This window comes from Gellertiella hungarica (assembly GCF_014197145.1).
In the GTDB taxonomy this organism is placed as follows: Bacteria; Pseudomonadota; Alphaproteobacteria; order Rhizobiales; family Rhizobiaceae; genus Gellertiella; species Gellertiella hungarica.
Genome location: NZ_JACIEZ010000001.1, coordinates 399,059 through 424,160 on the forward strand (window position 1 = coordinate 399,059; position 25,102 = coordinate 424,160).

Sequence of the window (25,102 nt, forward strand, 5' to 3'; positions counted from 1 at the left end):
TCAGGCGGTGGTTCTGGTCGCTTTTGTGCTGGAAGACCGTTCCGATCTGTGCGAAGCTGCACGCAGAAAATGATTTTCATCATGCCGCCCCGCCTGTTTTGCAGGTGCGCCGAGGGCGCATCGGTTCATTCGCAAAAAGTTATCCCCAGAGCTTTTCACCAAAGATGCCCCGGATTTTAGGGTTTTCGTCTAAATTTATACGCTAAAAGGTTCTGTTGCGCGATAAAGCCCGGAACTTGTCCAATTTTTGCCTTTCCGGCTTCACATTTATCGCGAAAGCGTTATGAAATCCCCTCATACGCAAGCCCCGCAGGGGGAAACAAGAGATGCGGCCCCAATTTGGCGCGCATCCGGGGGAAAGCTAATGGAGTATTTCGTCCAGCAGCTCGTCAACGGGCTGACTCTCGGGTCAATCTATGGCCTCGTGGCCATCGGTTACACGATGGTTTACGGCATTATCGGCATGGTGAACTTCGCCCACGGCGACATCTTCATGCTCGGCGCATTCGCGGCGCTGATCGTCTTCCTGGTCCTCTCTCCGATCATCGGCTTCACCGGAGTTGCAGTGCTCGTGCTGCTGCTGGCGATGCTCGTTGTCGCGATGCTGATGACCAGCCTCTGGAACTGGACGATCGAGCGGGTGGCCTACCGGCCGCTTCGCGGATCGTTCCGCCTCGCACCGCTGATCACCGCCATCGGCATGTCGATCTTCCTGTCCAACTTCATCCAGGTCGCCCAGGGTCCGCGCAACAAGCCGATCCCGGGTCTGGTGAACGATGTCTACACGATCGCCGGCATCTCGGTTTCGCTGAAGCAGATCGTCATCATGGTGGTCACGGCCGTGCTGCTCGCGATTTTCTGGTACATCGTGAACCACACGCCGCTCGGCCGCGCCCAGCGTGCGACCGAACAGGACCGCAAGATGGCCGCGCTTCTCGGCATCGACGTCGACCGGACCATCTCGATCACCTTCATCATGGGTGCGGCGCTCGCAGCGGTGGCCGGCTCCATGTACCTGATCTACTACGGCGTGGCCTCCTATAACGACGGTTTCGTGCCGGGCGTGAAGGCCTTCACGGCTGCCGTTCTCGGCGGCATCGGCTCGCTGCCGGGCGCCGTGCTCGGTGGCCTGCTGATCGGCCTCATCGAGAGCCTGTGGTCCGCCTACTTCACCATCGCCTACAAGGACGTCGCGACCTTCGCGATCCTTGCCTTCGTGCTGATTTTCAAGCCGTCCGGCCTGCTCGGCCGACCGGAAGTCGAAAAGGTCTGATCCGATGGCTGACAACAACGCCGCCTCCGTACGCGCTGACGACAGCCTGTTCCAGAAGGGCATCAAGGAAGGCCTCTTTGCCGGGGCCATCTCCTTCGGCATGTTCCTTCTCTACATCGGCATCGTCACCGAGCAGAACATCCACAACGAGCTTGTCTACCGCTTCCGCTGGGGCCTGCTCGCCGCCTTCGTGATCATCGCGGCCGTCGGCCGTTTCCTGATCGTGACCGTGGTGCAGCCCTGGGTCGCTGCCCGCAAGGCCAACGCCAAGCCGGCTGTCGAAGAAAAGGGCTTCTTCTCGAAGAACTTCCTGAAGATCGCCCTGGTCTTCCTCGTCTTCTACCCGATCCTCGCGGTGACGCTCGCCGGCACCCAGGGTTCGCTGAAATATGTCGACAACTTCGGCATCCAGATCCTCATCTACGTGATGCTGGCCTGGGGTCTGAACATCGTCGTCGGCCTCGCCGGCCTGCTCGACCTGGGCTATGTGGCCTTCTACGCCGTGGGCGCCTATTCCTACGCGCTGCTCTCCAGCTACTTCGGCCTGTCCTTCTGGCTGCTGCTGCCGATCTCCGGCATCCTGGCCGCCCTGTGGGGCATGATCCTCGGCTTCCCGGTGCTTCGCCTGCGCGGCGACTACCTGGCGATCGTGACGCTTGCCTTCGGGGAAATCATCCGCCTGGTGCTCATCAACTGGACGGATGTGACAAAGGGCACGTTCGGTATCTCGTCGATCCCGAAGGCCACGCTGTTCGGCATCAAGTTCGACGCCTCCAAGGAAGGCTTTGCAGCCCTTTTCGGCCTGGCACCGTCCTCCGCCTATTACAAGATCTTCCTCTTCTATCTCATCCTGGCGCTCTGCCTGCTCACGGCCTATGTGACCATCCGGCTTCGCCGCATGCCCATCGGTCGTGCCTGGGAAGCGCTGCGTGAAGACGAGATCGCCTGCCGTGCGCTCGGCATCAACACGGTGACGACCAAGCTGACGGCCTTCGCCACGGGCGCCATGTTCGGCGGCTTCGCTGGCTCGTTCTTCGCCGCCCGCCAGGGCTTCGTCTCGCCCGACAGCTTCATCTTCATGGAATCGGCCATCATCCTTGCCATCGTCGTTCTTGGCGGCATGGGTTCGCTGACCGGCATCGCGATCGCCGCGGTGGCCATGATCGGCGGCACGGAACTGCTGCGCGAAATGGAATTCCTGAAGCATATCTTTGGCGACGACTTCACCCCGGAACTCTACCGCATGCTGCTCTTCGGTGCGGCCATGGTGCTCGTGATGCTCTTCAAGCCCCGCGGCTTCGTGGGCTCGCGTGAACCGACCGCCTTCCTGAAAGAACGGAAGAACGTCTCCAGCAGCTTTACGAAAGAGGGCCACGGCTGATGGCACCCGGGAACCAGACGATGAGCAACGACGACATCATCCTGAAGGTGGAACATCTGTCGATGAAGTTCGGCGGACTGATGGCCATCAACGACTTCTCCTTCGAGGCCAAGCGCGGCGAAATCACCGCGCTGATCGGCCCGAACGGAGCCGGCAAGACCACGGTCTTCAACTGCATCACCGGCTTCTACAAGCCGACGATGGGCATGATCACGCTGCGCCAGAAGAGCGGCAAGGAGTATCTCCTCGAGCGGCTTCCGGACCACGAGATCACCAAGACGGCAAAGGTGGCCCGTACCTTCCAGAACATCCGCCTGTTCTCGGGCATGACGGTTCTGGAAAACCTTCTGGTCGCCCAGCACAACAAGCTGATGAAGGCATCCGGCTACACGGTGCTGGGTCTCCTCGGCATCGGCGGTTACAAGGCCGAGTCCAAGCGGGCGATCGAGATCGCCGAGCACTGGCTCGAGATGGCCGACCTGATCGACCGCGCCGACGACCCGGCCGGCGACCTCTCCTACGGTGCGCAGCGCCGCCTGGAAATCGCCCGCGCCATGTGCACGGAGCCGGAATTCCTCTGCCTGGACGAGCCTGCAGCCGGCCTCAACCCGTCTGAATCGCTCACCCTCAACAAGCTCCTCCGCTCCATCCGTGCAGACAGCGGCACCTCGATCATGCTGATCGAGCACGACATGTCTGTCGTCATGGAGATCTCGGATCACGTGGTGGTTCTGGAGTACGGCCGGAAGATCTCCGACGGCACGCCCGACCACGTGAAGAACGACCCGAAGGTCATCGCCGCCTATCTCGGCGTCGAGGACGAAGAGGTCGAAGAGGTGATTGCAACGGTGGAATCCCTGGAGGGAGGCGAAAACGCATGAGTGGTCAACCGCTTCTCAAGGTTCGGGGTGTCGAAACCTATTACGGCAACATCCGCGCGCTGAACGGCGTGGACGTCGAGGTCAACCAGGGCGAAATCGCCTGCCTCATCGGGGCCAACGGCGCCGGCAAGTCGACGCTGATGATGACGATCTGCGGCAGCCCGCAGGCGCGCACCGGTCAGGTGATCTTCGACGGCCGGGACATCACCCGCATGCCGACACACGAGATCGCACGGCTGCGCATCGCGCAGTCGCCCGAAGGCCGGCGCATTTTCCCGCGCATGACGGTCTACGAAAACCTTCAGATGGGTGCGAGCCTCGACAATCTGAAGTATTTCGACGAGGACGTGAAGCGCATCTTCAAGCTCTTCCCGCGTCTGGAAGAGCGCCAGTCGCAGCGCGGCGGCACGCTGTCGGGCGGCGAGCAGCAGATGCTCTCCATCGGCCGCGCACTGATGGCCCGTCCGAAGCTCCTGCTTCTCGACGAGCCGTCGCTCGGCCTCGCGCCGCTGATCGTCAAGCAGATCTTCGAGGCGATCAAGGAGCTCAACAAGACCGAAGGATTGACCGTCTTCCTGGTGGAGCAGAACGCATTTGCGGCCCTGCGCCTTTCCGACCGCGCCTATGTGATGGTCAACGGGCATGTCACCATGCAGGGCTCTGGCAAGGAGCTCCTGGCCAATCCGGAAGTCCGCGCAGCCTATCTGGAAGGCGGCCGCCACTAAAGGCGGGTGAGGGGAGTTTAAAAGATGCAGGGACTTTTCTTCGAAAGCGACGGCTCCAGCAAGGACGTCATCCGCCTGTTCGTCGTGCTCATCGGTTTCTGGACGGCCTGGCGGGCCGGCCGCGCGGCAGCCGAAGGCTGGTCGGATTATCCGATCGTCATCGTCTACTCGCTCCTTCTCGGCGTCATGATGCGCTTCCTGCATTATGCGCTGTTCCAGGGGCCGTTCATCAGCCCGTTCTACTACGTCATTGATGTCGCTCTGCTTTTGGTGTTCGCTTCGATCGGTTTCCGGATGAAGCGCACCAATCAGATGGTCAACAATTACTATTGGCTGTACGAGCGCACTTCGGCCTTTTCCTGGAAGAAGAAAGATTGACAGTCGGCTGAAAACTGTCTCAGATTATCTCTCAGAGGGAACTCTATACCGGGGCAATGGAGATGGGTATTGCACCGGGGAACATCAAAAACCCATCCAATAATTTGGGAGTAACAAGATGAAGAAGTCTCTTCTGTCGGCAGTTGCGCTCACGGCCATGGTCGCTTTCAGCGGCACGGCCTGGGCAGACCTGCTCGTAGGCGTCGCTGGTCCGCTGACCGGCCCGAACGCCGCTTTCGGTGCCCAGCTCCAGAAAGGCGCTGAGCAGGCTGCAGCCGACATCAACGCGGCCGGCGGCATCAACGGCGAAATGGTCAAGATCGTCCTCGGCGACGACGTGTCCGACGCCAAGCAGGGCGTTTCGGTTGCCAACAAGTTCGCCGCCGATGGCGTGAAGTTCGTTGTTGGTCACTTCAACTCCGGCGTTTCGATCCCGGCTTCGGAAGTCTATGCCGAAAACGGCATCCTCGAAATCACCCCGGCTGCAACCAACCCGCAGTTCACCGAGCGCGGCCTGTGGAACACGTTCCGTACCTGCGGCCGTGACGACCAGCAGGGTGCAGTTGCCGGCGCTTACATCGCCGAGCACTTCAAGGATGGCAAGGTTGCCGTCGTTCACGACAAGACCCCCTATGGTCAGGGCCTTGCCGACGAAACCAAGAAGGCAATGAACGCTGCCGGCATCACCGAAGTTGTCTACGAAGGCATCACCCCCGGTGAAAAGGACTACTCCGCCCTCATCGCCAAGATGAAGGACGCTGGCGTCAACCTCGTATACTTCGGCGGTCTGCACACGGAAGCCGGCCTGATCATCCGCCAGATGGCTGACCAGGGCATGAAGGCAACCCTGATGTCCGGCGACGGCATCACCTCGAACGAACTCGCTTCGATCGCTGGCGACGCAGTCAACGGCACCCTGATGACCTTCCCGCCGGATCCGCGTAATAACCCGAACGCTGCCGAAGCCGTGAAGAAGTTCCGCGACGCCGGCTTCGAACCGGAAGCCTACACGCTGTACTCCTACGCTGCCCTCCAGGTTATCGCTGAAGGCGCAAAGGCTGCCGGCGAAAACGACCCGCAGAAGGTTGCTGAAGCCATCCGCGGCAAGGGCCCGTTCAAGACCGTTATCGGCGACCTCGGCTACAACGAGAAGGGTGACATCACCCGCGCCGACTACGTCATGTACACCTGGCAGAAGGGTGAAGACGGCAAGTACACCTACAAGGAAAACAAGTAAGACCAGTCCCGCGTGCGGCTGCGTCGCACGCGAACAGGCTTCGCTTGAACCACGAAAACCCGGCCCTGTGCCGGGTTTTCTGCTTCTCCGGACTGCCGTTTTCGATAAACTTGCCGGACATTTCCCTCGCCAGCCGCAAACGGACCGATCCCATGATGAAGATGACCGCTCTCGCCCTCTGTTTCAGCCTCGCCGCCGGGTTTGCGCTGCAAGCCACCGCGCAGGAGCAGGCAGCGCCCGAGCCCGATTGCAAGGCGCCCGTGACGCAGAGCGACATGAACGAATACGCCGCACGCGATTCGCAGGCCGCCGACAAGGATCTCAACGCGCAGTACAAGCAGACGCGCGAGGCCGTGCGAAACCTCGACCGCGATCTGGACGATGCACTCAAGGGGGCGGAGAAGGCCCTTGTCGAGGCACAGAGGGCCTGGGTCACCTTCAGGGATGCGGATTGCCGTCTGCAGGGCTTTCAGGCCCGGGGTGGCACCATGGAGCCTCTGCTGGTTTCCTCCTGCCTTGCCGACAAGAGCCGTGAGAGGACGAAGCAACTGAAGGAGCTCGCCGACAGCCTGCGCTGATCTCCGGCCGCCTCCGGGGGGCGTCAATTCGGTCTGCGGGGAGGGGCAAGGTTCCGTTACCCGCGAGACCGATACCGGATGAACCGGCTGCCGCGAATCAGCGCCGTCTTCCCGTGTCCGGGGAACCTTCGGCGTTAACCAAAGACGCCTTGGGAAGAGGGATGCCGAAGGCCGGGCCGTCTTTCCGCGCGAGCGGCAAAAGCGGCGCTGGCCGAAGCCGTTTCATCCTGACGAAAGTCAAAATACCACCCGAAGTGGTTTTTCCTGCTCGGCATGTGCGGAGCTGCTGCAATGGCGCAAAAGGGAGGAAGTTATCCCTCCCACGGCCGGCTCCTGTCTTCTCTACGCCCCTCTGCGGCATGGGATATGGCCTCGAGAATGGCGGGTGCGGCTCTCTTGCCCGAGCCGCGGCTTGGAGGGGCCGCCTGCATGCCTGTCGCGGCCAGAGCAGCACATGCCGTTCCTGTAGTTGTAGCAATCCGCATGCGCTGGACCTAAAAAAGCAAGATATGCAACCTGAGGTGTGATGGCCCGCAGCGGGCGGTTCCGGCGGCCATGGCAGGCATCATTTTGGGGTCATGCCCCGATTGGTTCGAATTTGATCGATTGGATTAAAAGAGTCGGAAGGCTTGCCCACTATCTCCTTTGTCATCTTCAAACACCCCCGAAAGATCGGTCTTATGATGAGATGGATAGCGGATGGAGAGGGCGGCGACAGCTTCCGCAAGCGGCAGCCCCTCAAGAGCTTCGTGCACAGGATGACCCTGCGCGCCGCGCTCCTCGGCTTCACCGGCAGCTTTGTCGCGGTCTCGCTGCTCGCGGCACTCGGTCTCGTCGGGGCGACGGGCGAGGACGGCCTGCGGCTTGCAACGGCTTGCGGTCTGGTTGCGGCGGCGGTGGCTGCCTGGCTCGGCCTGCGCACGGGGCGGATGATCGATCGCCTCGCGCGATCCAATGCCCGCTTCGAGCAACTCAGCCGCACGGATGCGCTTTCCGGCCTGCTGAACCGGCGGGCGTTTGCCGACGTGCTTGCGCGGGCCAAGGCCGGCTGCTCGCTTGTCATCATCGATGTGGACCGTTTCAAGTCGATCAACGATACCTACGGCCACACGGTGGGCGACGACGTCATCCGCCGCGTAGCGGAGCTGATTGCGGAAACCGCAGGCCCGGGCGCGCCGGCCAGCCGCCTCGGCGGCGAAGAGTTCGGCTTCCTTCTGTCGAACGGTACCATCGAGGACAGGCTGGCGATGGTGGAGCGCTTGCGCGAACGCATCGAGGCGGAGGTCTTCCACGGCGGCCAGGCTGATTTCACCATCACGATTTCTGCGGGTCTCGCCGAGGTGGAAAGCGGGAAGGCCGGAGAGCTGACCTATGCCGCAGCCGACAAGGCGCTCTATCTGGCAAAGGCCGGTGGCCGCAACCGGGTGGTTCATGACCGGCAGGGGCTGACGCTGATCCTCGACATGGTGGCTGCCGAGCGCCTGGAGCTAGAGAATGAAGCGGCCATCGCACGGGGTGTCGCCTGAAAGGAAAAAGGCCCGGGTACCATATCCCGGGCCTGCCTATTCGGTGTACGCCTGAACGACCTGACCTCAGATCTGCTTCAGGGCATTCACGTCGTTGATCTGGATGAGCCGTCCGCGCACCGTCACGCCCGCGCGGCGAAGGGCGGAGAATGCGCGCGACAGGGCCTCGGGAGCCAGGCCGAGCTTGCCCGCCAGCAGGCTCTTCTGGAAGGGCAGGCGAATGGAGGCGGAGGTGCTTTCCTTCGGGCAGCTCGTCAGCAGGAAGTGAGCCACGCGCTGCGGCGCCGTCTGCAGCCGGTCGTTGGCCACGCAGTCCATCGTCGTCAGCAGATGGTTTGCCAGCGACTGCATGATGGCCCGGGAGATATCCACGTCCTGCTCGGCGGCGGCGCGCACCCGGGCGATATCGAATCGCGCAAGGGTGACGTTCTCTGCAGCCTGTGCATTGTAACGGTAGTTCGGCCCCAGATAGAGCAGGCATTCGGCAAAGGTGTCGCCCGGTCCGCAGATGCGGATGTCGGCTTCCCGGCCGTCCTTGTTCAGCCGATAAAGGCGCACATAGCCTGACAGGACGCAATAGAAGCTTTCAGCCTCCTCTCCCTCGCGGAAGAGAATGTCGCGGCTCTCGTAATTGACCGCGGTCGCCAGGTCCAGCATCTTCGTCAGTGCCGAAGGGCCCAGCGAGGCCATGATCGGCGTCTTGACGAGAATGTTTTTCTCGCGGCTGTTCAATCTCAAAAGCTTGTTCACCGTCATCACTCCCGAAGCCCGGCGGCCCCCGGCCGCCTGATGTGTCGCTTGAAACTGCCCGTCCCGGGCGCGATCCATCGCAGCGAGCGCCGCCCCTTGCCCCTCGGGAATCCGGCATTCACGCGTCTGGAACGGCTACAGGATAGGAAATTTCGGGGGAGGCGGTTTGATTTCGATCAAACAAGCGCAACGCCCGGCGATTTTTTTGGCATTTGTCAGACCGGCGCGCATAAAAAAAGCCGGGCTTTCTGAAGCCCGGCTCCGTCCTTGGATGGCTGAGGGGTTTACTCCGCCGCCAGCGGCGGCAGGCGAACCACATTGCTCTTCACCGTCTTGCCGCCCTGTTCCAGCTCGCTGAGGCGCTTCTCCAGCGTTTCCAGCTTGTCCTGGTTCTCGTTTGCCAGACGGGTGAGCTGCTCGTCGGAAAGCGGCAGGTCTTCCTCCTCCTTTTTGCCGACAAAGCGGCCGAAGATGCGGGCGAGCAGGCGCGACAGGTCGTCCATGATCAGGAAGAAGGACGGCACGACCACCAGCGACAGCACCGTCGAAACGATGATGCCACCGATCACGGCGATGGCCATCGGCGCACGGAACGAGCCGCCTTCGCCGACGCCCAGAGCGGAGGGCAGCATGCCGGCCGACATGGCGATCGATGTCATGATGATCGGGCGGGCGCGCTTGCGGCCGGCCTCGATCATGGCCTGCTTGTGGTCCATGCCGCGGTGGATCATCTCGATGGCGAAGTCGACCAGCAGGATGGCGTTCTTGGTCACGATGCCCATCAGCATCAGGATGCCGATGAGAACGGGCATGGACAGCGCATTGTTGGTGATGATCAGGCCCGCCGCCACGCCGCCGATCGCAAGTGGCAGCGAGAACAGGATCGTGAAGGGCTGGATCACGTCCTTGAAGAGCAGGATCAGCACCATCAGCACCAGCAGCAGGCCGAGCAGCATCGCATTGCCGAAGCTGGCGACCATCTCGTTCTGGATCTTGGCATCCCCGCTTTCCGCAAGGCGCACGGACTTCGGCAGGCCCGCATCCTCGACGCCCTTCTTGAAGGCGTCGGTGGCGGTGTTCAGCGCCACGCCCGGAGGCAGGTCGGCACCGATGGAGACCACGCGGTTGCGGTTGTTGCGCTTGATCGAGGAAACGCCTTCCGAATAGTCGATGTCGGCGACGCTCGCCAGCGGAACGATCGCACCGGCTGCGGTCTGGATCTTGAGGGCGCGGATTGCGGCCAGATCCTTGCGCATGTCGAGCGATGCCTGCGCACGGATCGGGATCAGCCGGCCATCGAGCGCGATCTTCGGCAGGGCCGCATCCACGTCGCCGATGGTTGCAACGCGCACCGTTTCGGCAATCTGCGCCGGCGTGATGCCCAGGCGAGCCGCTTCATCCTTGCGCGGGCGGATCTGCAGTTCGGGCCGCGGCAGCGAGCCCTCGGCGCTGACATTGGCCAGCTCCGGCAGGGAGCGCAGCTTCGCCTCGAGAAGCCCGACCGCCTTTTCCAGGGCATGCTCGTCCTTGGAAAGGAAGTTGAACGATAGGTCGCGCTCGCCGCGGTCATTCAGCTTCAGCACCCGGATATCGGGAATGGAGCGCAGCTTGGCGAAGACTTCCGACTCGATGTCCCACTGCGGGCGCTCGCGGCCCTGGGACTTTACCTTCGGCAGGTAGGGTCCGATAACAGGCAGGCGGCCGGCCACGTCGTTCACCAGCTTCTTGATGAGCGAGTGGTCGAGCTTGTAGAGGTTCAGCGTCACCGTTGCGCGGCGCAGTTCCAGGTCGCCCTTCGGCGAAGCGCCGCCGAGCACGAAGACCGTTTCAACGCCATCGATTTCCTTCACGCGCTTGTAGATCTCGTCGGTCGCCTTCTCCGTTTCGGCCAAAGACGCGTTCGGCGGCAGTTCCACCGAAAGCGTGATGCGCGAGGCATCTTCCGGCGGCATGAAGCTGCCGGGAACCTGTGCCAGGAAATAGACCGAGCCGATCAGGAAGCCGATGGCGGCAATCAGCGTGGTGTAGCGCCAGCGCGTCGTCACCCGCACGAGCCCGGTGTACTTCTTCAGCAGCGGGCTGTCATTGTCGTGGTGGTCGTCCACCGCATCCTCGGCCCGCATCAGATAGGCCGCCATCAGCGGCGTGATCAGACGGGCGACAAGCAGCGAGAAGAAGACCGAGAAGGCAACCGTGAGGCCGAACTGGATGAAGTACTGGCCCGGAATGCCCGGCATGAACGACACGGGCACGAAGACCGCGATGATGGTGAAGGTGGTCGCGATGACCGCCAGACCGATTTCGTCCGCCGCGTCGATGGCCGCCTTGTAAGGCGTCTTCCCCATCTTGATGTGGCGGGCGATGTTCTCGATCTCCACGATCGCGTCGTCGACGAGAATACCCGTGGCGAGCGTCAGGGCGAGGAAGCTGACGAGGTTCAGCGAGAAGCCCATCAGGTCCATGATCCAGAATGTCGGGATCGCAGACAGCGGCAGGGCCACGGCGGAGATCAGGGTCGCACGCCAGTTGCGCAGGAAGAGCCACACCACGATGACCGCCAGCACCGCGCCTTCAAGCAGCGTGTGCATGGCGGATTCGTAGTTGCCATAGGTGAAGTAGACGGAATCGTCGATCTTCTCGATGGAAACCTGCGGGTTCTCGGCCTTGACCTGCTCCAGCTGCTGGCTGATCGTCTCGGCCGCGGATACTTCCGATGCGCCCTTCGACCGGAACACGGCGAAGGTCACCACGGGAGTGCCATTGAAGCGCGAGAAGGACTTCAGCTCCTGGTAGGTATCCTTGATGGTGCCGATGTCGGAGAGCTTCACGAAGCGGCCGCCGGAAAGCGAGATGGTGGTGTCTGCCAGGCGCGCCACGTCGCGGGCGTCGCCGAGCGTGCGGATGGCCTGCTCGGATCCGGCGATCTGGCCGCGGCCCGAGCCGGCGTCGGCATTGGTGCCGCGCAGCTGGCGATTGATGTCGGAGGCGGTGATGCCGAGCGCGGCCATCTTGTCGGGGTTCAGCTCGATGCGGATCTCGCGGTCGGCGCCGCCGTAGCGGTCGACGCGGCCGATGCCGGGCTGGCCCTGAAGCGCACGCTTGATCGTGTCGTCTACGAACCAGGACAGCTCCTCCAGCGAAAGGTTCGGCGAGGAAACGGCAAAGGTCTGGATCGCCTGGCCTTCCACGTCGATCTTGGTCACGTTCGGTTCGTCGACAGAGGCGGGAAGGTCGCCGCGGATGCGGTCGATCGCATCCTTGACGTCCTGCAGGGCCTGGTTCGTCGGCACCTCGAGGCGGAACATGACGACCGTCTGCGAGTTGCCGTCGGTGACCGTGGAGTTGATTTCATCGACGCCGTTGATGCCGGCCACGGCATCCTCGACGACCTTGGTGACCTGCATTTCCAGTTCGGCGGGCGAAGCGCCGCTCTGCGTTACCGAAATCGCGACGAGCGGAACGTCGATGTTCGGGAAACGGGTGATCGGCAGCTTGTTGAAGGAGTTCATGCCCACATAGATGAGCAGGAAGAACACCAGAAGCGGCGCAATCGGATTGCGGATGGACCATGCGGAGAAGTTCATCTTGCCGTTCCCTTAGTTCGATGCGGCCGGTTCTTCGCGAACCGGCTGGATGCGGTCTCCGTCGCGCACATAGGCGCCCGCCTTGGCCACGACTTCGTCGCCGGCCTTCAGGCCCTTCCGGATCTCGATCATGTTTCCGTCCTGGATGCCGGTTTCAACGGAAACCAGCTTCACCGTATTGTTCTCCACCTTGCGGACGGTGGTGCCCTCTTCGCCTGTCGTGATCGCGGTGAGCGGCAGGGCGACGCCCTTTTCTTCCGCCGTCACGATGGAGGCGCTGCCATACATGCCGGAACGCGCCTGGTTGTCGTCATCGATGGCGATGTGCACCGTACCGAGACGGGTCGCGGGATCGATGGTGGGGGAGACCAGACGCACCGAACCGGAGATTTCCCTGGCAGCGCCGGCGAGCATGATGATGGCCTTCTGGCCGGCCTTCAGCGGCAGGATATCGCTTTCGGACACATCGGCCACCAGCTCGAGTGCGCCGTCCTGCTCGATGGTGAAGAGCGGCTGACCCGCGCCGCTGGCAATAGCGCCGACCTTTGCGTTGCGCACCGACACCAGGCCGGAGACCGGCGCGGTGACGCTGGTGCGGGCGAGCTTCAGGTCGACGTCGGCGATCTGGGCATCCACCACCTTGAGATCGGCCTCGGCGACGGCAACGGCCTGGGTCGCAGACTTGACCCGCGCTTCGGCGCCCACAGCGGCGGCCTCGAGCTGGTCGGCCTGCGCGGTGGAAAGCGTGCCCTTGCCGGACAGGGTGCGGGCGCGGTCCGCCTGGCGGCGGGCCTCGTCGGCATTCGCCTGCGCCTCGGAAAGCTGGGCCTTGATCTGCTGAAGGGCGGCTTCGCCCTTTGCCTTGGTCGCCAGAAGCTGGCTCTTGGAGAGCAGGAGCGCATCGTCGTTCAGCGTGGCAAGTACCGCGCCGGCTTCCACCCGGTCGCCGGCATCGGCCTTCAGTTCTCGGATCGAGAGACCCTCCACCTGCGGCTGGACGAGAACCTCGTTCACGGCCCGGATCGTGCCGGTGGCGAGAATCTTCTCCACCATCGGCTTCTCGGTCGCGCGGATGACGACGATGGCCGGCAGCTGCTGGCCCTTTGCGGGCGCTGCCTCTTCCTCGGCAAATGCCGGTGCCAATGCCGCCGAAGCCAGCAAGAGCGCGGCCGTCATGCTGGTGATGCTGAAATGAAAGCGTGCCATACCCGTTTTTCCGAATCCTGCTTGTCGGTTCGCCCGTGGAGGCATGCAATTCGCGTGCCTTTCGAACCGGTCATTGTTCCTCGGCTCATGAAAGCGCTGGATCTCCGGATCGGACGTCCGCTCTTCCCCTCAAGCCATGCAATATGCAATCGCAATGGGCGATGTGTGGGATTACCGCCTGCGACCATCGCAAACCATCGTGGCGCCCTGATGTCGGGCCGCAATGCGACAGCCTGCCTTGTGCCTGATGCGTATCTTCAATCGCGCTTCCCGCGCCGGCATTCCCCCGAAACTGGCATTTGTCAGAAACCAGCCCTATGTGGGGATCGAGGGCGAAAACCGCAAGACACTGCGGGGCGGCCAGGCATTGCACTGCAAAATTTCACGTATAGCCGTGAGGCCGTCCCAGTCAGACGAACTGTCTAATAACAGACATTTGTTAAATCAATGACCTAAAGGCAACACTCGTCTCCGGAAGCCATCAAAAGTTTTGATCCGGACATGACTGCCGCGCGGGGTTGCGCCACGCGGCAGTCCGGTTTGGGTTCGCTCTCCGGCTTATTTCAGCGCAGCGTCGGTGATCTCGTGGGTAAAGGCGCCTTCCGGCTCCTTGGAGATGACCGGCTCCGAGCCGCCGCTCAGCAGGGTGTCGACGGTGCGCTTGTAGTCGGCTTCGTCGAGCGCACCGTTAGAGCCTGCGGTGAGCTTTGCGACTTCGGCCATCATGCGCTTCTGGTGCTTTTCCGTCTGGGCGCCGGAGCTGTCGTTGTCGAGCACGATGCCGGCGGCTTCATCCGGGTTCTGCTCGGCGTATTTCCAGCCCTTCATGGAAGCGCGGACGAACTTGACCATCTTGTCCTTGAAGGCCTGGTCCTTGAGCTTGTCTTCCATGACATAGAGACCATCCTCGAGCGTGGCGACGCCCTGGTCCTCGTACTTGAAGGTGACGAGGTCCTCCGGCTTGATGCCGGCATCGATGACCTGCCAGTATTCGTTGTAGGTCATCGTGGAAATGCAGGCAGCCTGCTTCTGCAGAAGCGGGTCGACGTTGAAGCCCTGCTTCAGAACGGTCACGCCATCGGCGCCGCCCTCGGTGGAGAGGCCGAGCTTGCCCATCCAGGACAGGAAGGGATATTCGTTGCCGAAGAACCAGACGCCGAGGGTCTTGCCCTTGAAGTCGGCCGGAGACTTCACACCGGTTTCCTTCAGGCAGGTCAGCATCATGCCCGAGGTCTTGAAGGGCTGCGCGATGTTGACGAGGGGCAGGCCCTTTTCGCGGTTGGCGAGCGCATCGGGCATCCAGTTGACGATCACATCCGCGCCGCCGCCGGCCAGCACCTGCGTCGGGGAGACGTCCGGACCGCCCGGCTTGATCTCGACGTCGAGGCCTTCCTCTTCATAGAAACCCTTGTCCTTGGCAACGTAATAACCGGCAAACTGGGCCTGGGTGACCCACTTCAGCTGAAGCGTCACCTTGTCGGCTGCCATGGCCTGGAAGGCCATCAGCGTGGCGGCGCCTGCGAGAAGCATCGAAGTCAATTTTTTCGTCATTGTCGTCTGTTCCCTCTTTTCTTGTTTACGCCCGTCCACCGCGGACAGACGGATGCCAGAACGTGACCGCGCGCTCGATCAGCGCGACCACCCCGTAGAAGGCCGAACCGGCGAGCGCGGCCACCGCGATCTCCGCCCAGACCATGTCGACATTGGCACGCCCCACTTCCGTGGAGATCCGGAACCCCATGCCGACGATCGGGGTCCCGAAAAACTCCGCCACGATCGCGCCGATCAGGGCAAGAGTCGAATTGATCTTCAAGGCATTGAATATGAAAGGAGCGGCCGCGGGAAGCCTCAATTTTGTCAGCGTCTGCCACCAGCTGGCGGCATAGGTGCGCATCAGGTCCCGCTCCATGTGGCTGGCCGCGGAAAGCCCCTGAACGGTGTTCACCAGCATGGGGAAGAAGGTCATGATGACGACGACCGCCACCTTCGAGGGCCAGTCGAAGCCGAACCACATCACCATGATCGGCGCAACGCCGACGATGGGCAGCGCCGAGACGAAATTGCCGATCGGCAGCAGGCCCTTCTGCAGGAAGGGGGAGCGGTCGATCAGGAGCGCCACGACAAAACCGAGCCCGGAGCCGAGCACGAAGCCGGTCAGCACCGCCTTCAGGAAGGTCTGCCGGAAATCCGCCGCGAGAATGGGCAGCGAGTTGATCAGCTTCGCCCAGATGGCCGTCGGCGCCGGCAGGAGGATCGCCGGGATCTGGAAGCCGCGCACGATGCACTCCCAGATGACCAGCAGCGTGATGCCGAAGACCAGCGGCACGGCGAGACCGAGAAGCCGGTTGGCCGTCGCATTGGCCGGCTTCTGCCGCACGAGCCATTCGTTGAGCGTCCAGCTCGCGATCCACCAGACGACGGCAAAGACGAGATAGCCGGTTTTCCATTCCGCGCCGTTCATGGCTTTACCCCCATGCGCTTGAGCACCATCGTATGGGCCGCGCCGACAATGCCGACCAGCACCGCCGCAAGCGCAGCCGCCATGAAGAGCGCCGCCCAGATCTGCACCGTCTGCCCGTAATAGGAGCCGGAAAGCAGGCGTGCGCCAAGACCCGCCACGGCGCCGGTCGGCAGCTCGCCCACGATCGCACCCACCAGCGAGATCGCGATCGCCACCTTCAGGGAGGTGAAGAGATAGGGCATGGAGGCCGGCCAGCGGAGCTTCCAGAAGACCTGTGCCCGCGAGGCATTGTAGGTGCGCATCAGGTCGAGATGCATCATTTCCGGGCTTCTCAGGCCCTTCACCATGCCGACGACGACGGGGAAGAAGGAGAGGTAGGTTGATATCAGCGCCTTCGGCAGCAGGCCCGAAATGCCGATGGAGTTCAGCACCACGATGACCATCGGCGCAATGGCGATGATCGGCACCGTCTGGCTGGCGATGACCCAGGGCATCAGCGAGCGGTCGATGGCGCGGTTGTGCACGATGCCGATGGCGAGCAGGATGCCGAGCACCGTGCCGATGCCAAAGCCCGCAAGCGTTGCGGAAAGGGTGATCCACGCATGATAGAACAGGCTGCGCTTCGAGGTGATCGGCTTGTTGACGGTGGTGTCCCACAGCTCCGCGACGATCTGGTGCGGGGCGGGCAGCACGGGCCGCTCCTGGTTGAAGGTCTTCGGCAGGAGTTCGGAGAAGGTGATGGTCGTGCCGGCACGGGCGGCCTGGTCGCGTTCGAAGGGTGCGTTGAGCACGAAGACGAAGACATGCCAGATCAGCAGGATCGCCAGGACGACGACGAGCACCGGGAAAATGCGGTCCCTGAAGAGTTGCGGCTTTTCCATGGGTCAGGCTCCTCCCTGGCTCGGCCAGAGCATCAGTGCAATGGCTACCGTTCCCAGCATCATGCCGGAGAGCTGCATCGCGCCCAGCTTTTCGCCGTAGACGATGAAGGCTATCAGGTTGACGAGCAGGAGCTGCGTCACCGAAAGCACCGAGACCGTGAGGCCGAGCCCGGTTTCGCGCATCAGCGGCACCATCATCAGGTTGCCGGTGACGTAAAGACAGAGCGCCCCGAAGAGCGCGTAGAGCGGACCCCCGCCCACATAAAGGCGCAGCGTGGAGGCGGCGGCGATGAACACCCCCGTCGTCAGCCCCAGCATGGCCATGACCCAGAGTTTCATGGACGCGCTCCTATTCGTCGTAGGAGTGGCCGGCGCGCAGACCTTCGCGCACGCGGTGGGCGATGGCCAGGAATTCCGGCGTCTCGCGGATGTCGAGCGGGCGCTCCTTCGGCAGCGTGCTGTCGATGACGTCGGTGACCCGGCCGGGGCGCGGGCTCATCACCACGATCTTCGTCGACAGATAGACCGCTTCCGGGATCGAGTGGGTGACGAAGCAGATGGTCTTCTCGGTGCGTGCCCAAAGCTTGAGCAACTGCTCGTTCAGGTGATCGCGAACGATTTCGTCGAGCGCACCGAAGGGCTCGTCCATCAGCAGGAGATCGGCATCGAAGGCAAGCGCGCGGGCGATCGAGGCACGCTGCTGCATGCCGCCGGAGAGCTGCCAGGGAAACTTCTTGCCGAAGCCGGAAAGATTGACGAGCTCCAGGGTTTCCGCGATGCGCTTCTGCATCTCGGCCGCGGAATAGCCCATGATCTCCAGCGGCAGCGCGATGTTCTTCTCGATGGTGCGCCAGGGATAGAGCGCCGCCGCCTGGAAGACGTAACCGTAAGCCCGCGCCCTGCGCGCTTCCTCGGGCGTCATGCCATTGACGGTGATCGTGCCGCCCGTGTTGCGCTCGAGATCGGCGATCACGCGCAGGAAGGTGGTCTTCCCGCAGCCGGACGGGCCGATGAAGGATACGAAATCGCCCTTGGTGATTTCCAGATTGACGTTCGAGAGCGCATTGACGGGCCCGTCATTGGTCTCGAAGGTGAGACAGAGGTCCTTGGCGCTGACCACTGATGAATTCGAAGTCATGGACATGTGAAAGTTCGTCCCCGAAATGAGCGCCCTCTTGGCACCTTGTTATCGTTGTCGGCGGAGCGGGCGGCTTTCGCCGCGCCGTCTCCCGGATGAGGGCCCGGAACACCATGCAATCCCCATGCCGTTCCCCGGGCCCCTGCCTCTTGATGCGTGCGGGCGCCTCAGACGCCCGTGGCCGGAATGCCCGTGCGCTGCACCTTGCGCGGCGCGGTGATTTCCTTCCAGGTCGACAGCGCCTTGTTGGCCGGCGTTACCGGCGGGCGCTTGACGAACTCGCCATGGCCCTCGCGCGTGTCCACCTTGCCGTCGTTGATGGCGAGATGACCGCGGGTGAGGGTGAAGCGCGGCAGGCCGGTCACTTCCTTGCCCTCGAAGACGTTGTAATCGATGGAGGACTGCTGGCTGGCGGCGGAGATCGTCTTCTTCTTCGCCGGGTCCCAGACCACGATATCCGCATCCGCGCCGACAAGGATAGCGCCCTTCTTCGGATACATGTTGAGGATCTTGGCGATGTTGGTGGAGGTGACCGCCACGAACTCGTTCATGGTGATGCGGCCGGTGTTCACGCCATGTGTCCAGAGCATCGGCATGCGGTCCTCGAGGCCGCCGGTGCCGTTCGGGATCTTGGTGAAATCGCCGATGCCGAAGCGCTTCTGCTCGGAGGTGAAGGCGCAGTGGTCGGTCGCCACCACCTGCAGCGAGCCGGAGGAAAGGCCGGCCCAGAGGCTGTCCTGATGGGTCTTGTTGCGGAAGGGCGGCGACATCACGCGCCGGGCTGCATGATCCCAGTCGGGGTTCGAATATTCGCTCTCGTCCAGCGTCAGGTGCTGGATCAGCGGCTCGCCATAGACGCGCATGCCCTTGGCGCGGGCGCGGCGGATGGCTTCATGCGCCTGTTCGCAGGAGGTGTGCACCACATAAAGCGGCACGCCCGCCATGTCGGCGATCATGATCGCGCGGTTGGTGGCCTCGCCCTCCACTTCTGCGGGCCGCGAATAGGCATGCGCTTCCGGGCCGTTGTTGCCCTCGGCGAGCAGCTTCGCCTGCATCTGGGCCACCACGTCGCCGTTTTCGGCATGGACCATCGCGAGTGCACCCAGTTCGCCGACGCGCTGGAACGACGAGAACATCTCGTCGTCATCGACCATCAAGGCGCCCTTGTAGGCCATGAAATGCTTGAAGGAATTGATGCCCTTCTCGTTGACGATGGTCGCCATGTCGTTGAAGACCTGCTCGCCCCACCAGGTGACGGCCATGTGGAAGGAGAAATCCGCCGTCGCGCGGCTGGTCTTGTTGTGCCACATGCCAAGCGCATCGACGAGCGACTGGCCGGGCGAGGGGAGGGCGAAATCCACCACCATCGTCGTCCCGCCCGCAAGGCCCGCGCGCGTGCCGCTCTCGAAATCGTCGGCGGAATAGGTGCCCATGAACGGCATTTCCAGATGGGTATGCGGATCGATGCCGCCCGGCATGACATAGCAGCCGGTCGCATCCAGCTCCTTGCCGCCGGAGAGGTTCTGCCCGATCTCGACGATCTTCCCGCCCTCGATCTTCACATCCGCCTTGTAGGTCAGATCCGCCGTGACGATCGTACCGTTCTTGATGATGGTGCTCATGGATGTTCCCTCTTTTGTCTTTTCAAGTTCTGGACCCCCATCCCTAGCCCCTCCCCTCAGGGGGAAGGTGGACTTCCGCCCCATTCGCCTCCGCCTTGCGGAGAGAAGGTAAGGACGAGGGCATGTCCGAACACTCAGTCTGTCTTTGCCAAATTCTCTTCATCCATCAGGCCAAGCGCCCGCATGATTTCCTCGACGCAACCGTCGAAAGCCTGTTCCAGGTCTCCGGTGCTGATCCTGATCACGTGATAGCCCTGGCTCCGAAGCCACCTGTCGCGCTTCTCATCCCGGCTCATGCGCTCTGGAACCTGATGAAACTCGCCATCGATCTCGATCACCAGCTTCTTCGAATGAACGGCAAAATCCGCGATATATGGCCCGATCGGAACCTGGCGTCTGACGTGGATGTCGAAATGGTGGCGAAATTCCCTAAGTTCCGACCAGAGCCTCCTTTCCCCATCCGTCATCTCGCGCCGCAACTTTCGTGCGAAACGTATCGTTGACGGCTGGATCATCGAAGGCGTCATGGATCCGGATACCCCCACCCCTAACTCCTCCCCACAAGGGGGAGGGGGACGATCTGAGCCTGCCGGTTTTCTACCAATCCGGTGGAACGGACGGTCTGGGCACGTTCCCCTCCCCCTTGTGGGGAGGGGTTAGGGGTGGGGGTCCGACAGGGTATCACCATCCCCTTACTCCGCCACGCCTGCCGTTTCGACCACGGCGTGCAGGAGCACGTCGGCGCCGGCGGCGGCCCATTCTTTCGAGATGTCTTCCGCTTCGTTGTGCGACAGGCCGTCGACGCAGGGACAGAAGATCATGGCGGTCGGGGCGACCTTGTTCATCCAGCAGGCGTCGTGACCGGCGCCGGAGATGATGTCGCGGTGCGAATAGCCGAGCCGTTCTGCCGCATTGCGGATGGTGGCCGTGAGTTCCGGGCTGAAGGTAACCGGGTCGAAATGGCCGACCGGTTCGATGGCGATGCCGACGCCCATGGGTTCGACGATCTTCGGGGCTTCGGCCTCGAAGCGGGCCTTCATGGCATCCAGCGTCGCCTGGTTCGGCGAACGGAAGTCCACGGTGAAGACCACCTTGCCCGGCAGCACGTTGCGGGAGCCCGGCGAAACCTCGATATGGCCGACGCCGCCGACGGCGGAGGGCTGGTTGTCCATGGCGATCGTGTTGACGAGCTCGAGGATGCGGCCCATCGCCAGCGACGCGTTCTTGCGCATCGGCATCGGGGTGGAGCCGGTATGGGCCTCCTTGCCGGTCAGGGTGACCTGCAGCCACCAGAGGCCCTGGCCATGGGTGACGACGCCGATATCCTTGCCCTCGGCCTCGAGGATCGGGCCCTGCTCGATGTGATATTCGAGGAAAGCCTTCATCTTGCGGCTGCCGACGGGCTCGGTGCCTTCCCAGCCGATGCGCTTCAGCTCCTCGCCGAACTTCTTGCCCTTGGCGTCGGTGCGTTCCTTGGCCCAGGCCTCGTCGTGAATGCCGGCGAAGACGCCGGAAGCGAGCATGGCTGGTGCAAAGCGCGCCCCTTCCTCGTTCGTCCAGTTGGTAACGACGACGGGTGACTTCGTGCGGATGCCGAGATCGTTCATGGAGCGGATGACCTCGAGGCCCGCCAGCACGCCGAGCACGCCGTCGAACTTGCCGCCGGTCGGCTGGGTGTCGAGATGGGAGCCCACATAGACGGGCAGCGCATCCGGGTCGGTGCCGGGGCGCGTGAAGAACATGTTGCCCATGGTATCGACGCCCATGGTGAGCCCCGAAGCCTCGCACCAGCGCTGGAAGAGCCTGCGCCCCTCGCCATCCTCGTCGGTCAGTGTCTGACGGTTGTTGCCGCCGGCAATTCCGGGGCCGATCTTGGCCATCTCCATGAGCGTGTCCCAGAGACGGTCGCCATTCACGCGCATATTCTCGCCAGGTGCTGCCACCATGCGTTCATCCTCACCTTTTGGGCGGAGTTCGTCATCCGCTCTGTCGTTCCCTTGGGCCAGCGGCAGACGCCGCCTCCGCATCGCGCGGGTTCATCGACGGTTGCCTTTCCGGCTGGTCTCGTCGATAATTTGACCGATTGGTAAACATTACAGCTTCTCTATCCGCACTCAAGACCCTAAACCAAAAACTTCGCGGGAAATATATCCATCGCGTCACGGAAGGGTGCAGTATGAACAGGGAGCGTGGCGGAAAGCTGTGGATGTTTTACTCTATCAATTCAGTAGGGATTTAAATCTTTCAATTCCCTTCCGGATTTGATCTTGAACAGTTTTCCAATTGCTGAATGATAGTCGAGTGAGGAAGAGGATCGGGGCGGGAATGGAAGAGACCGACACTGCCGCGCCGCGTGCTGCGAAAACGCTTCGCCGCACGCGCATTCAGGAGGAGAAGGAGGAGCAGATCCTCTCGGCCGCGCTGGACGTTTTCTCGCAGCACGGCTTTCGCGGCACCACCATCGACCAGATCGCCGAGGTGGCGGGCATGTCGAAGCCGAACCTGCTTTATTATTTCCGCACCAAGGAGGCGATCCACCGCGCGTTGATCGACCGGGTGCTGCAGACCTGGCTCGATCCCCTGCGCGCCTTCAACGCGGAGGGCGATCCCGAACAGGAGATCCGCTCCTATATCCGCCGCAAGCTGGAGATGGCCCGCGACTTTCCGCGCGAGAGCCGCCTTTTCGCCAACGAGGTGCTGCAGGGAGCGCCCCATATCGAGGACGAGCTGAAGGGGCCGCTGAAAGCCCTGGTGGACGAAAAGGCGGAGGTGATCCGCGCCTGGGCGCGCGCCGGCAAGATTGCCCGGTGCGATCCCTACCACCTGATATTCTCCATCTGGTCCACGACCCAGCATTATGCGGACTTCGACGTGCAGGTGCGCGCGGTCCTCGGGCAGGACCATGCGGGCGAGGGGCGCTTCGACGATGCGGCGCGCTACCTGGAGCAACTGTTCCTCAACGGGCTTGCGGTGCAGCGGCGGGTCTGAGAGCGGTCAGTCCTTCAGCGCCGCCATCCAGGCAAGGCCGAGCGCCGTCACCAGCGCCCCCGCGACCACCGGCAGCGTGACCCAGCCGTGGCCCAGCACCCCTTCGAGCAGAATGATGAAGGACGGCGTCAGATAGCCGTAGGCCAGCACCTTCGGTGCGGGCAGGCGCATCGAGGCAAATTGCAGCAGCATGAAGGTGATCGCCGTCGTCACCACCGCCAGGTAGGCGAGCGACCACCAGACCAGCGGCGAAACGGCGGCATAGTCCACATCTGCCAGATAGGGGCCTGCCCGCAGGGCCAGGAAACCGGTTGCGAAGACTGTCACCCAGAAGCCGAAGACGACGGGATGTTCGCCCCGGTCGAAGGTGCGGATCAGCGGCACATAGATCGCATGGGCAAGCACGCCGGTGAAATAGATCATCTCGCCCTGGCCGACATCGAATGCGAGGATGGCGTTGATGTCGCCCCGGAAAATCACCCAGACGGCACCGGCGGCGGCAATTACCAGGCTGGTGAGAACCGCGGCCCGGGTCTTCTGGCGATTGATCAGCAGCGCGAAGCCCGCGCTCATCAGCGGCATCAGGGTGAAGACCGCGCCGGTCGACACCGGGCTGGTGAATTCCAGCGCCTTGAACATGGTCAGCATGTAGAAGCTGATGAGCCCGCCGAGAATGAGGAAGCGCCAGGCCTGTTTCGGCCAGGCGAAGGGCTGGCGGGAAACGCCATAGGCAAGGAAACCCATGACGAAGACGGTGGCGACGTAGCGCAGGAAGGTCAGCACACCCGTATCCATCGCGCGCGCCGCGAGCCCGCCGAAGGAGAAGGAGCCTGCGATCAGCGCTGCAAAGAGCAGCATGGCGAGATGGGCGAGAACACGGCCGCGCTTGACGTCCGACGGGGAGCTGACCTTTTGCATGAGGCACCTTAGGGGAGCAACCGCACCGTCCGGCCGGACAGGTGCCTGAAGCCTCAAGCGCTATCCCGTTCGGCCGGGGAAGTCCAGCCATGGACCGGCATGGCTGTCATTCCGCAAGCGCGCGGCCCCTGTCGGTCTCCTGCCGGCATTCTTCCCTGGCAAGCCCCAGCCGCTCCTCCTCGTCTTCGACGAAGCGGCGGATGGCCTCCACCATCAGCCAGTGGTTGCTGCAGCCCATCTGTTTTGCCAGCGCGCGCAGTCGGCGGTCGATCTTCGCGCAGAGCTTGACGGAAACGGCCATGATCCTGTTCCCCTATAGAATTCGAAAATAAAGTAAATCTAAATTACCATTTTGCAAGTAGCCCTTTGCGGATTAGTACAATTTTGGTTGCTGAAGCGGCCCGATTTTCCGGCCTTCACGGCAAAATGAGTGCCGGCAGCTGCCCCGGGTGCCTAAGATCGGGAAAGAATCGGCAAGGGGAGGGCGGTCGGCCTTGTTCAATCTACTGGCATTATCCGGCAGCCTCAGGGTGCGCTCGCTCAATACGGCGATACTGGAGGCGGCAAGAATTTGTGCGCCGGCCTCCATCGGGATCGAGATTTTTCGCGGTGTGGGCGGTCTCCCGCCGTTCACGCCGGATCTCGATCATTGCCTGCCTGCGTCCGTCGCGGATTTCCGCGACCGGACAGCCGCGGCCGATGCGCTCGTCATTGCCTGTCCGGAATATGCAGGCGGCATCCCGGGAATGTTCAAGAACGCGCTCGACTGGCTGGTCGGCTGCGACCGGTTCAACAGCCGGCCGGTCGTGCTCATCAATGTCTCGCCGCGGGCGGTAGAGGCGGAGGCGGCGCTTCGGCTGGTGTTGAAAACCATGTCGGCCCCGGTCGTCGAGGAGGCCTCGCGACGCATCCCGATCCGTGACCGTGAGGCGACGGGGGAAACGCTCGCCGCCGATCCGGCGGTCGCGGCGGAACTCGACCGCGCGCTCGCGGCGCTTGCCGCCTATCTCGGCCGTGCCGCAGCGGAAGGCCAGCCGTGACGACGGCCGGCCCTTGCGGCTGTTCCCGCGGTCAGGCGTGCAGGCGGCGATATTCGCGCATGGAATCGACGGGGAAGCGGAGGGCCGCGGCGATCCGCACCAGATAGGGCACGGCAACCACCTCGCCGGCCTCGATGCGGGCGATCTCCTGTTCGGTCAGGCCGCAGGTTTCGGCCAGGTCTGTGATGGAATAGCCGCGACGGCGGCGCAGCTCGGCTGCGGAGGCAAGGGTATCAGCGGCTTCAAGGGTGTGGCTCATGGTCTGCTCCTGTTTCCGGCGCGGTGGCCGTGTCGGTCTTCTTGTTGTTTTGGAAAACATGGCATTCCGTGGCGGTCGTCCTGTCCGTCCACCGGACCGGCGACGCGGGTCCGAAGGCGGGCATCGAGCCCGCACGCGAATGACCCTAGCAGAAGCCGCTTAACGCCCCGCCAACCGGTTGGGTAAGCGGGCCGTTTCCTGATGTGATTACTCTTTTGCTAAATTGTGCTGAAACATTACCAAATGCGCATAAAAAAGCCGGGCCCGAGGGCCCGG

Annotated in this window: 24 protein-coding genes; 10 read left to right on the forward strand and 14 right to left on the reverse strand. The window is 62.8% G+C overall.

The features are described 5' to 3' along the window. Window positions 1–364: 364 nt before the first annotated feature. From GGR23_RS01840 to GGR23_RS01875, 8 genes are all read left to right on the forward strand, one after another. Window positions 365–1,273 carry a branched-chain amino acid ABC transporter permease gene (locus GGR23_RS01840; RefSeq protein ID WP_183364412.1) on the forward strand — a complete coding sequence of 303 codons (909 nt, stop codon included), beginning with the start codon at window positions 365–367 and terminating at the stop codon, window positions 1,271–1,273. A gap of 100 nt (window positions 1,274–1,373) precedes the next feature. Then, window positions 1,374–2,654 carry a high-affinity branched-chain amino acid ABC transporter permease LivM gene (gene livM, locus GGR23_RS01845; protein ID WP_382340797.1) on the forward strand — a complete coding sequence of 427 codons (1,281 nt, stop codon included), beginning with the start codon at window positions 1,374–1,376 and terminating at the stop codon, window positions 2,652–2,654. After that, window positions 2,654–3,535, forward strand: a complete 882-nt coding sequence (locus GGR23_RS01850; RefSeq protein WP_183364414.1) for an ABC transporter ATP-binding protein — start codon at window positions 2,654–2,656, stop codon at window positions 3,533–3,535. Before livM ends, GGR23_RS01850 begins: the two co-directional genes overlap by 1 nt. After that, on the forward strand, window positions 3,532–4,260 hold the full coding sequence (locus GGR23_RS01855; protein WP_183364415.1) for an ABC transporter ATP-binding protein: 729 nt from the start codon (window positions 3,532–3,534) through the stop codon (window positions 4,258–4,260). The genes GGR23_RS01850 and GGR23_RS01855 overlap by 4 nt, the downstream gene beginning before the upstream one ends. Window positions 4,261–4,284: 24 nt before the next feature. Then, on the forward strand, window positions 4,285–4,638 hold the full coding sequence (locus tag GGR23_RS01860) for a DUF6867 family protein (protein ID WP_183364416.1): 354 nt from the start codon (window positions 4,285–4,287) through the stop codon (window positions 4,636–4,638). A 118-nt stretch (window positions 4,639–4,756) separates the two neighbouring features. Beyond that, window positions 4,757–5,875, forward strand: a complete 1,119-nt coding sequence (locus GGR23_RS01865; protein WP_183364417.1) for a branched-chain amino acid ABC transporter substrate-binding protein — start codon at window positions 4,757–4,759, stop codon at window positions 5,873–5,875. 152 nt (window positions 5,876–6,027) lie between these two features. Further along, entirely contained in the window at window positions 6,028–6,453 is a 426-nt protein-coding gene (locus tag GGR23_RS01870; protein WP_183364418.1) for a lysozyme inhibitor LprI family protein, read from the forward strand. A gap of 680 nt (window positions 6,454–7,133) precedes the next feature. Beyond that, window positions 7,134–7,979 (forward strand): GGDEF domain-containing protein, encoded by an 846-nt coding sequence (locus GGR23_RS01875; protein ID WP_183364419.1) that lies wholly within the window; start codon window positions 7,134–7,136, stop codon window positions 7,977–7,979. Window positions 7,980–8,045: 66 nt separating this feature from the next. On the opposite strand, the gene GGR23_RS01880 is transcribed toward GGR23_RS01875, so the two are convergent. The 11 genes from GGR23_RS01880 to GGR23_RS01930 form a co-directional block, all read right to left on the reverse strand. Then, window positions 8,046–8,735: a Crp/Fnr family transcriptional regulator gene (locus GGR23_RS01880; protein ID WP_183364420.1), complete on the reverse strand. Its 690-nt coding sequence runs from the start codon at window positions 8,733–8,735 to the stop codon at window positions 8,046–8,048. A 278-nt stretch (window positions 8,736–9,013) separates the two neighbouring features. Next, window positions 9,014–12,313, reverse strand: coding sequence for an efflux RND transporter permease subunit (locus GGR23_RS01885; RefSeq protein ID WP_183364421.1), 3,300 nt, complete (start codon window positions 12,311–12,313; stop codon window positions 9,014–9,016). 12 nt (window positions 12,314–12,325) lie between these two features. Continuing rightward, on the reverse strand, window positions 12,326–13,519 hold the full coding sequence (locus GGR23_RS01890) for an efflux RND transporter periplasmic adaptor subunit (RefSeq protein WP_183364422.1): 1,194 nt from the start codon (window positions 13,517–13,519) through the stop codon (window positions 12,326–12,328). A 558-nt stretch (window positions 13,520–14,077) separates the two neighbouring features. Further along, window positions 14,078–15,070 carry an ABC transporter substrate-binding protein gene (locus tag GGR23_RS01895; RefSeq protein WP_183364423.1) on the reverse strand — a complete coding sequence of 331 codons (993 nt, stop codon included), beginning with the start codon at window positions 15,068–15,070 and terminating at the stop codon, window positions 14,078–14,080. 25 nt (window positions 15,071–15,095) lie between these two features. Next, window positions 15,096–15,980 (reverse strand): ABC transporter permease, encoded by an 885-nt coding sequence (locus GGR23_RS01900; protein WP_183364424.1) that lies wholly within the window; start codon window positions 15,978–15,980, stop codon window positions 15,096–15,098. Further along, on the reverse strand, window positions 15,977–16,861 hold the full coding sequence (locus tag GGR23_RS01905; RefSeq protein WP_183364425.1) for an ABC transporter permease: 885 nt from the start codon (window positions 16,859–16,861) through the stop codon (window positions 15,977–15,979). Before GGR23_RS01905 ends, GGR23_RS01900 begins: the two co-directional genes overlap by 4 nt. A 3-nt stretch (window positions 16,862–16,864) precedes the next feature. After that, window positions 16,865–17,200, reverse strand: coding sequence for a hypothetical protein (locus tag GGR23_RS01910; protein ID WP_183364426.1), 336 nt, complete (start codon window positions 17,198–17,200; stop codon window positions 16,865–16,867). Window positions 17,201–17,210: 10 nt separating this feature from the next. Beyond that, complete coding sequence (locus GGR23_RS01915) at window positions 17,211–17,999, reverse strand: ABC transporter ATP-binding protein (RefSeq protein ID WP_183364904.1); 789 nt, start codon at window positions 17,997–17,999, stop codon at window positions 17,211–17,213. Window positions 18,000–18,166: 167 nt separating this feature from the next. Next, window positions 18,167–19,621 carry a dihydropyrimidinase gene (gene hydA, locus GGR23_RS01920; RefSeq protein ID WP_183364427.1) on the reverse strand — a complete coding sequence of 485 codons (1,455 nt, stop codon included), beginning with the start codon at window positions 19,619–19,621 and terminating at the stop codon, window positions 18,167–18,169. Window positions 19,622–19,755: 134 nt separating this feature from the next. Beyond that, complete coding sequence (locus GGR23_RS01925) at window positions 19,756–20,148, reverse strand: endonuclease domain-containing protein (RefSeq protein WP_183364428.1); 393 nt, start codon at window positions 20,146–20,148, stop codon at window positions 19,756–19,758. 165 nt (window positions 20,149–20,313) lie between these two features. Next, window positions 20,314–21,567, reverse strand: coding sequence for a Zn-dependent hydrolase (locus GGR23_RS01930; RefSeq protein WP_183364429.1), 1,254 nt, complete (start codon window positions 21,565–21,567; stop codon window positions 20,314–20,316). Window positions 21,568–21,946: 379 nt separating this feature from the next. Here GGR23_RS01930 and rutR point away from each other — a divergent pair, with 379 nt between their 5' ends. After that, window positions 21,947–22,609, forward strand: coding sequence for an HTH-type transcriptional regulator RutR (rutR, locus tag GGR23_RS01935; protein ID WP_183364430.1), 663 nt, complete (start codon window positions 21,947–21,949; stop codon window positions 22,607–22,609). A gap of 6 nt (window positions 22,610–22,615) precedes the next feature. Here the strand turns inward: rutR and GGR23_RS01940 are convergent, their stop codons facing one another. Together GGR23_RS01940 and GGR23_RS01945 are read right to left on the reverse strand one after the other, a co-directional pair. Beyond that, complete coding sequence (locus tag GGR23_RS01940; RefSeq protein WP_246364841.1) at window positions 22,616–23,527, reverse strand: DMT family transporter; 912 nt, start codon at window positions 23,525–23,527, stop codon at window positions 22,616–22,618. Between the two features lie 106 nt (window positions 23,528–23,633). Further along, on the reverse strand, window positions 23,634–23,828 hold the full coding sequence (locus GGR23_RS01945) for a CopG family ribbon-helix-helix protein (RefSeq protein WP_183364431.1): 195 nt from the start codon (window positions 23,826–23,828) through the stop codon (window positions 23,634–23,636). Window positions 23,829–24,021: 193 nt separating this feature from the next. On the opposite strand from GGR23_RS01945, the gene GGR23_RS01950 reads away from it, so the two are divergent. Beyond that, window positions 24,022–24,567: an NADPH-dependent FMN reductase gene (locus GGR23_RS01950; RefSeq protein WP_183364432.1), complete on the forward strand. Its 546-nt coding sequence runs from the start codon at window positions 24,022–24,024 to the stop codon at window positions 24,565–24,567. A 31-nt stretch (window positions 24,568–24,598) separates the two neighbouring features. Here GGR23_RS01950 and GGR23_RS01955 read toward each other — a convergent pair whose 3' ends face one another. Next, window positions 24,599–24,826 (reverse strand): helix-turn-helix domain-containing protein, encoded by a 228-nt coding sequence (locus GGR23_RS01955; protein ID WP_183364433.1) that lies wholly within the window; start codon window positions 24,824–24,826, stop codon window positions 24,599–24,601. Between the last annotated feature and the right edge of the window lie 276 nt (window positions 24,827–25,102).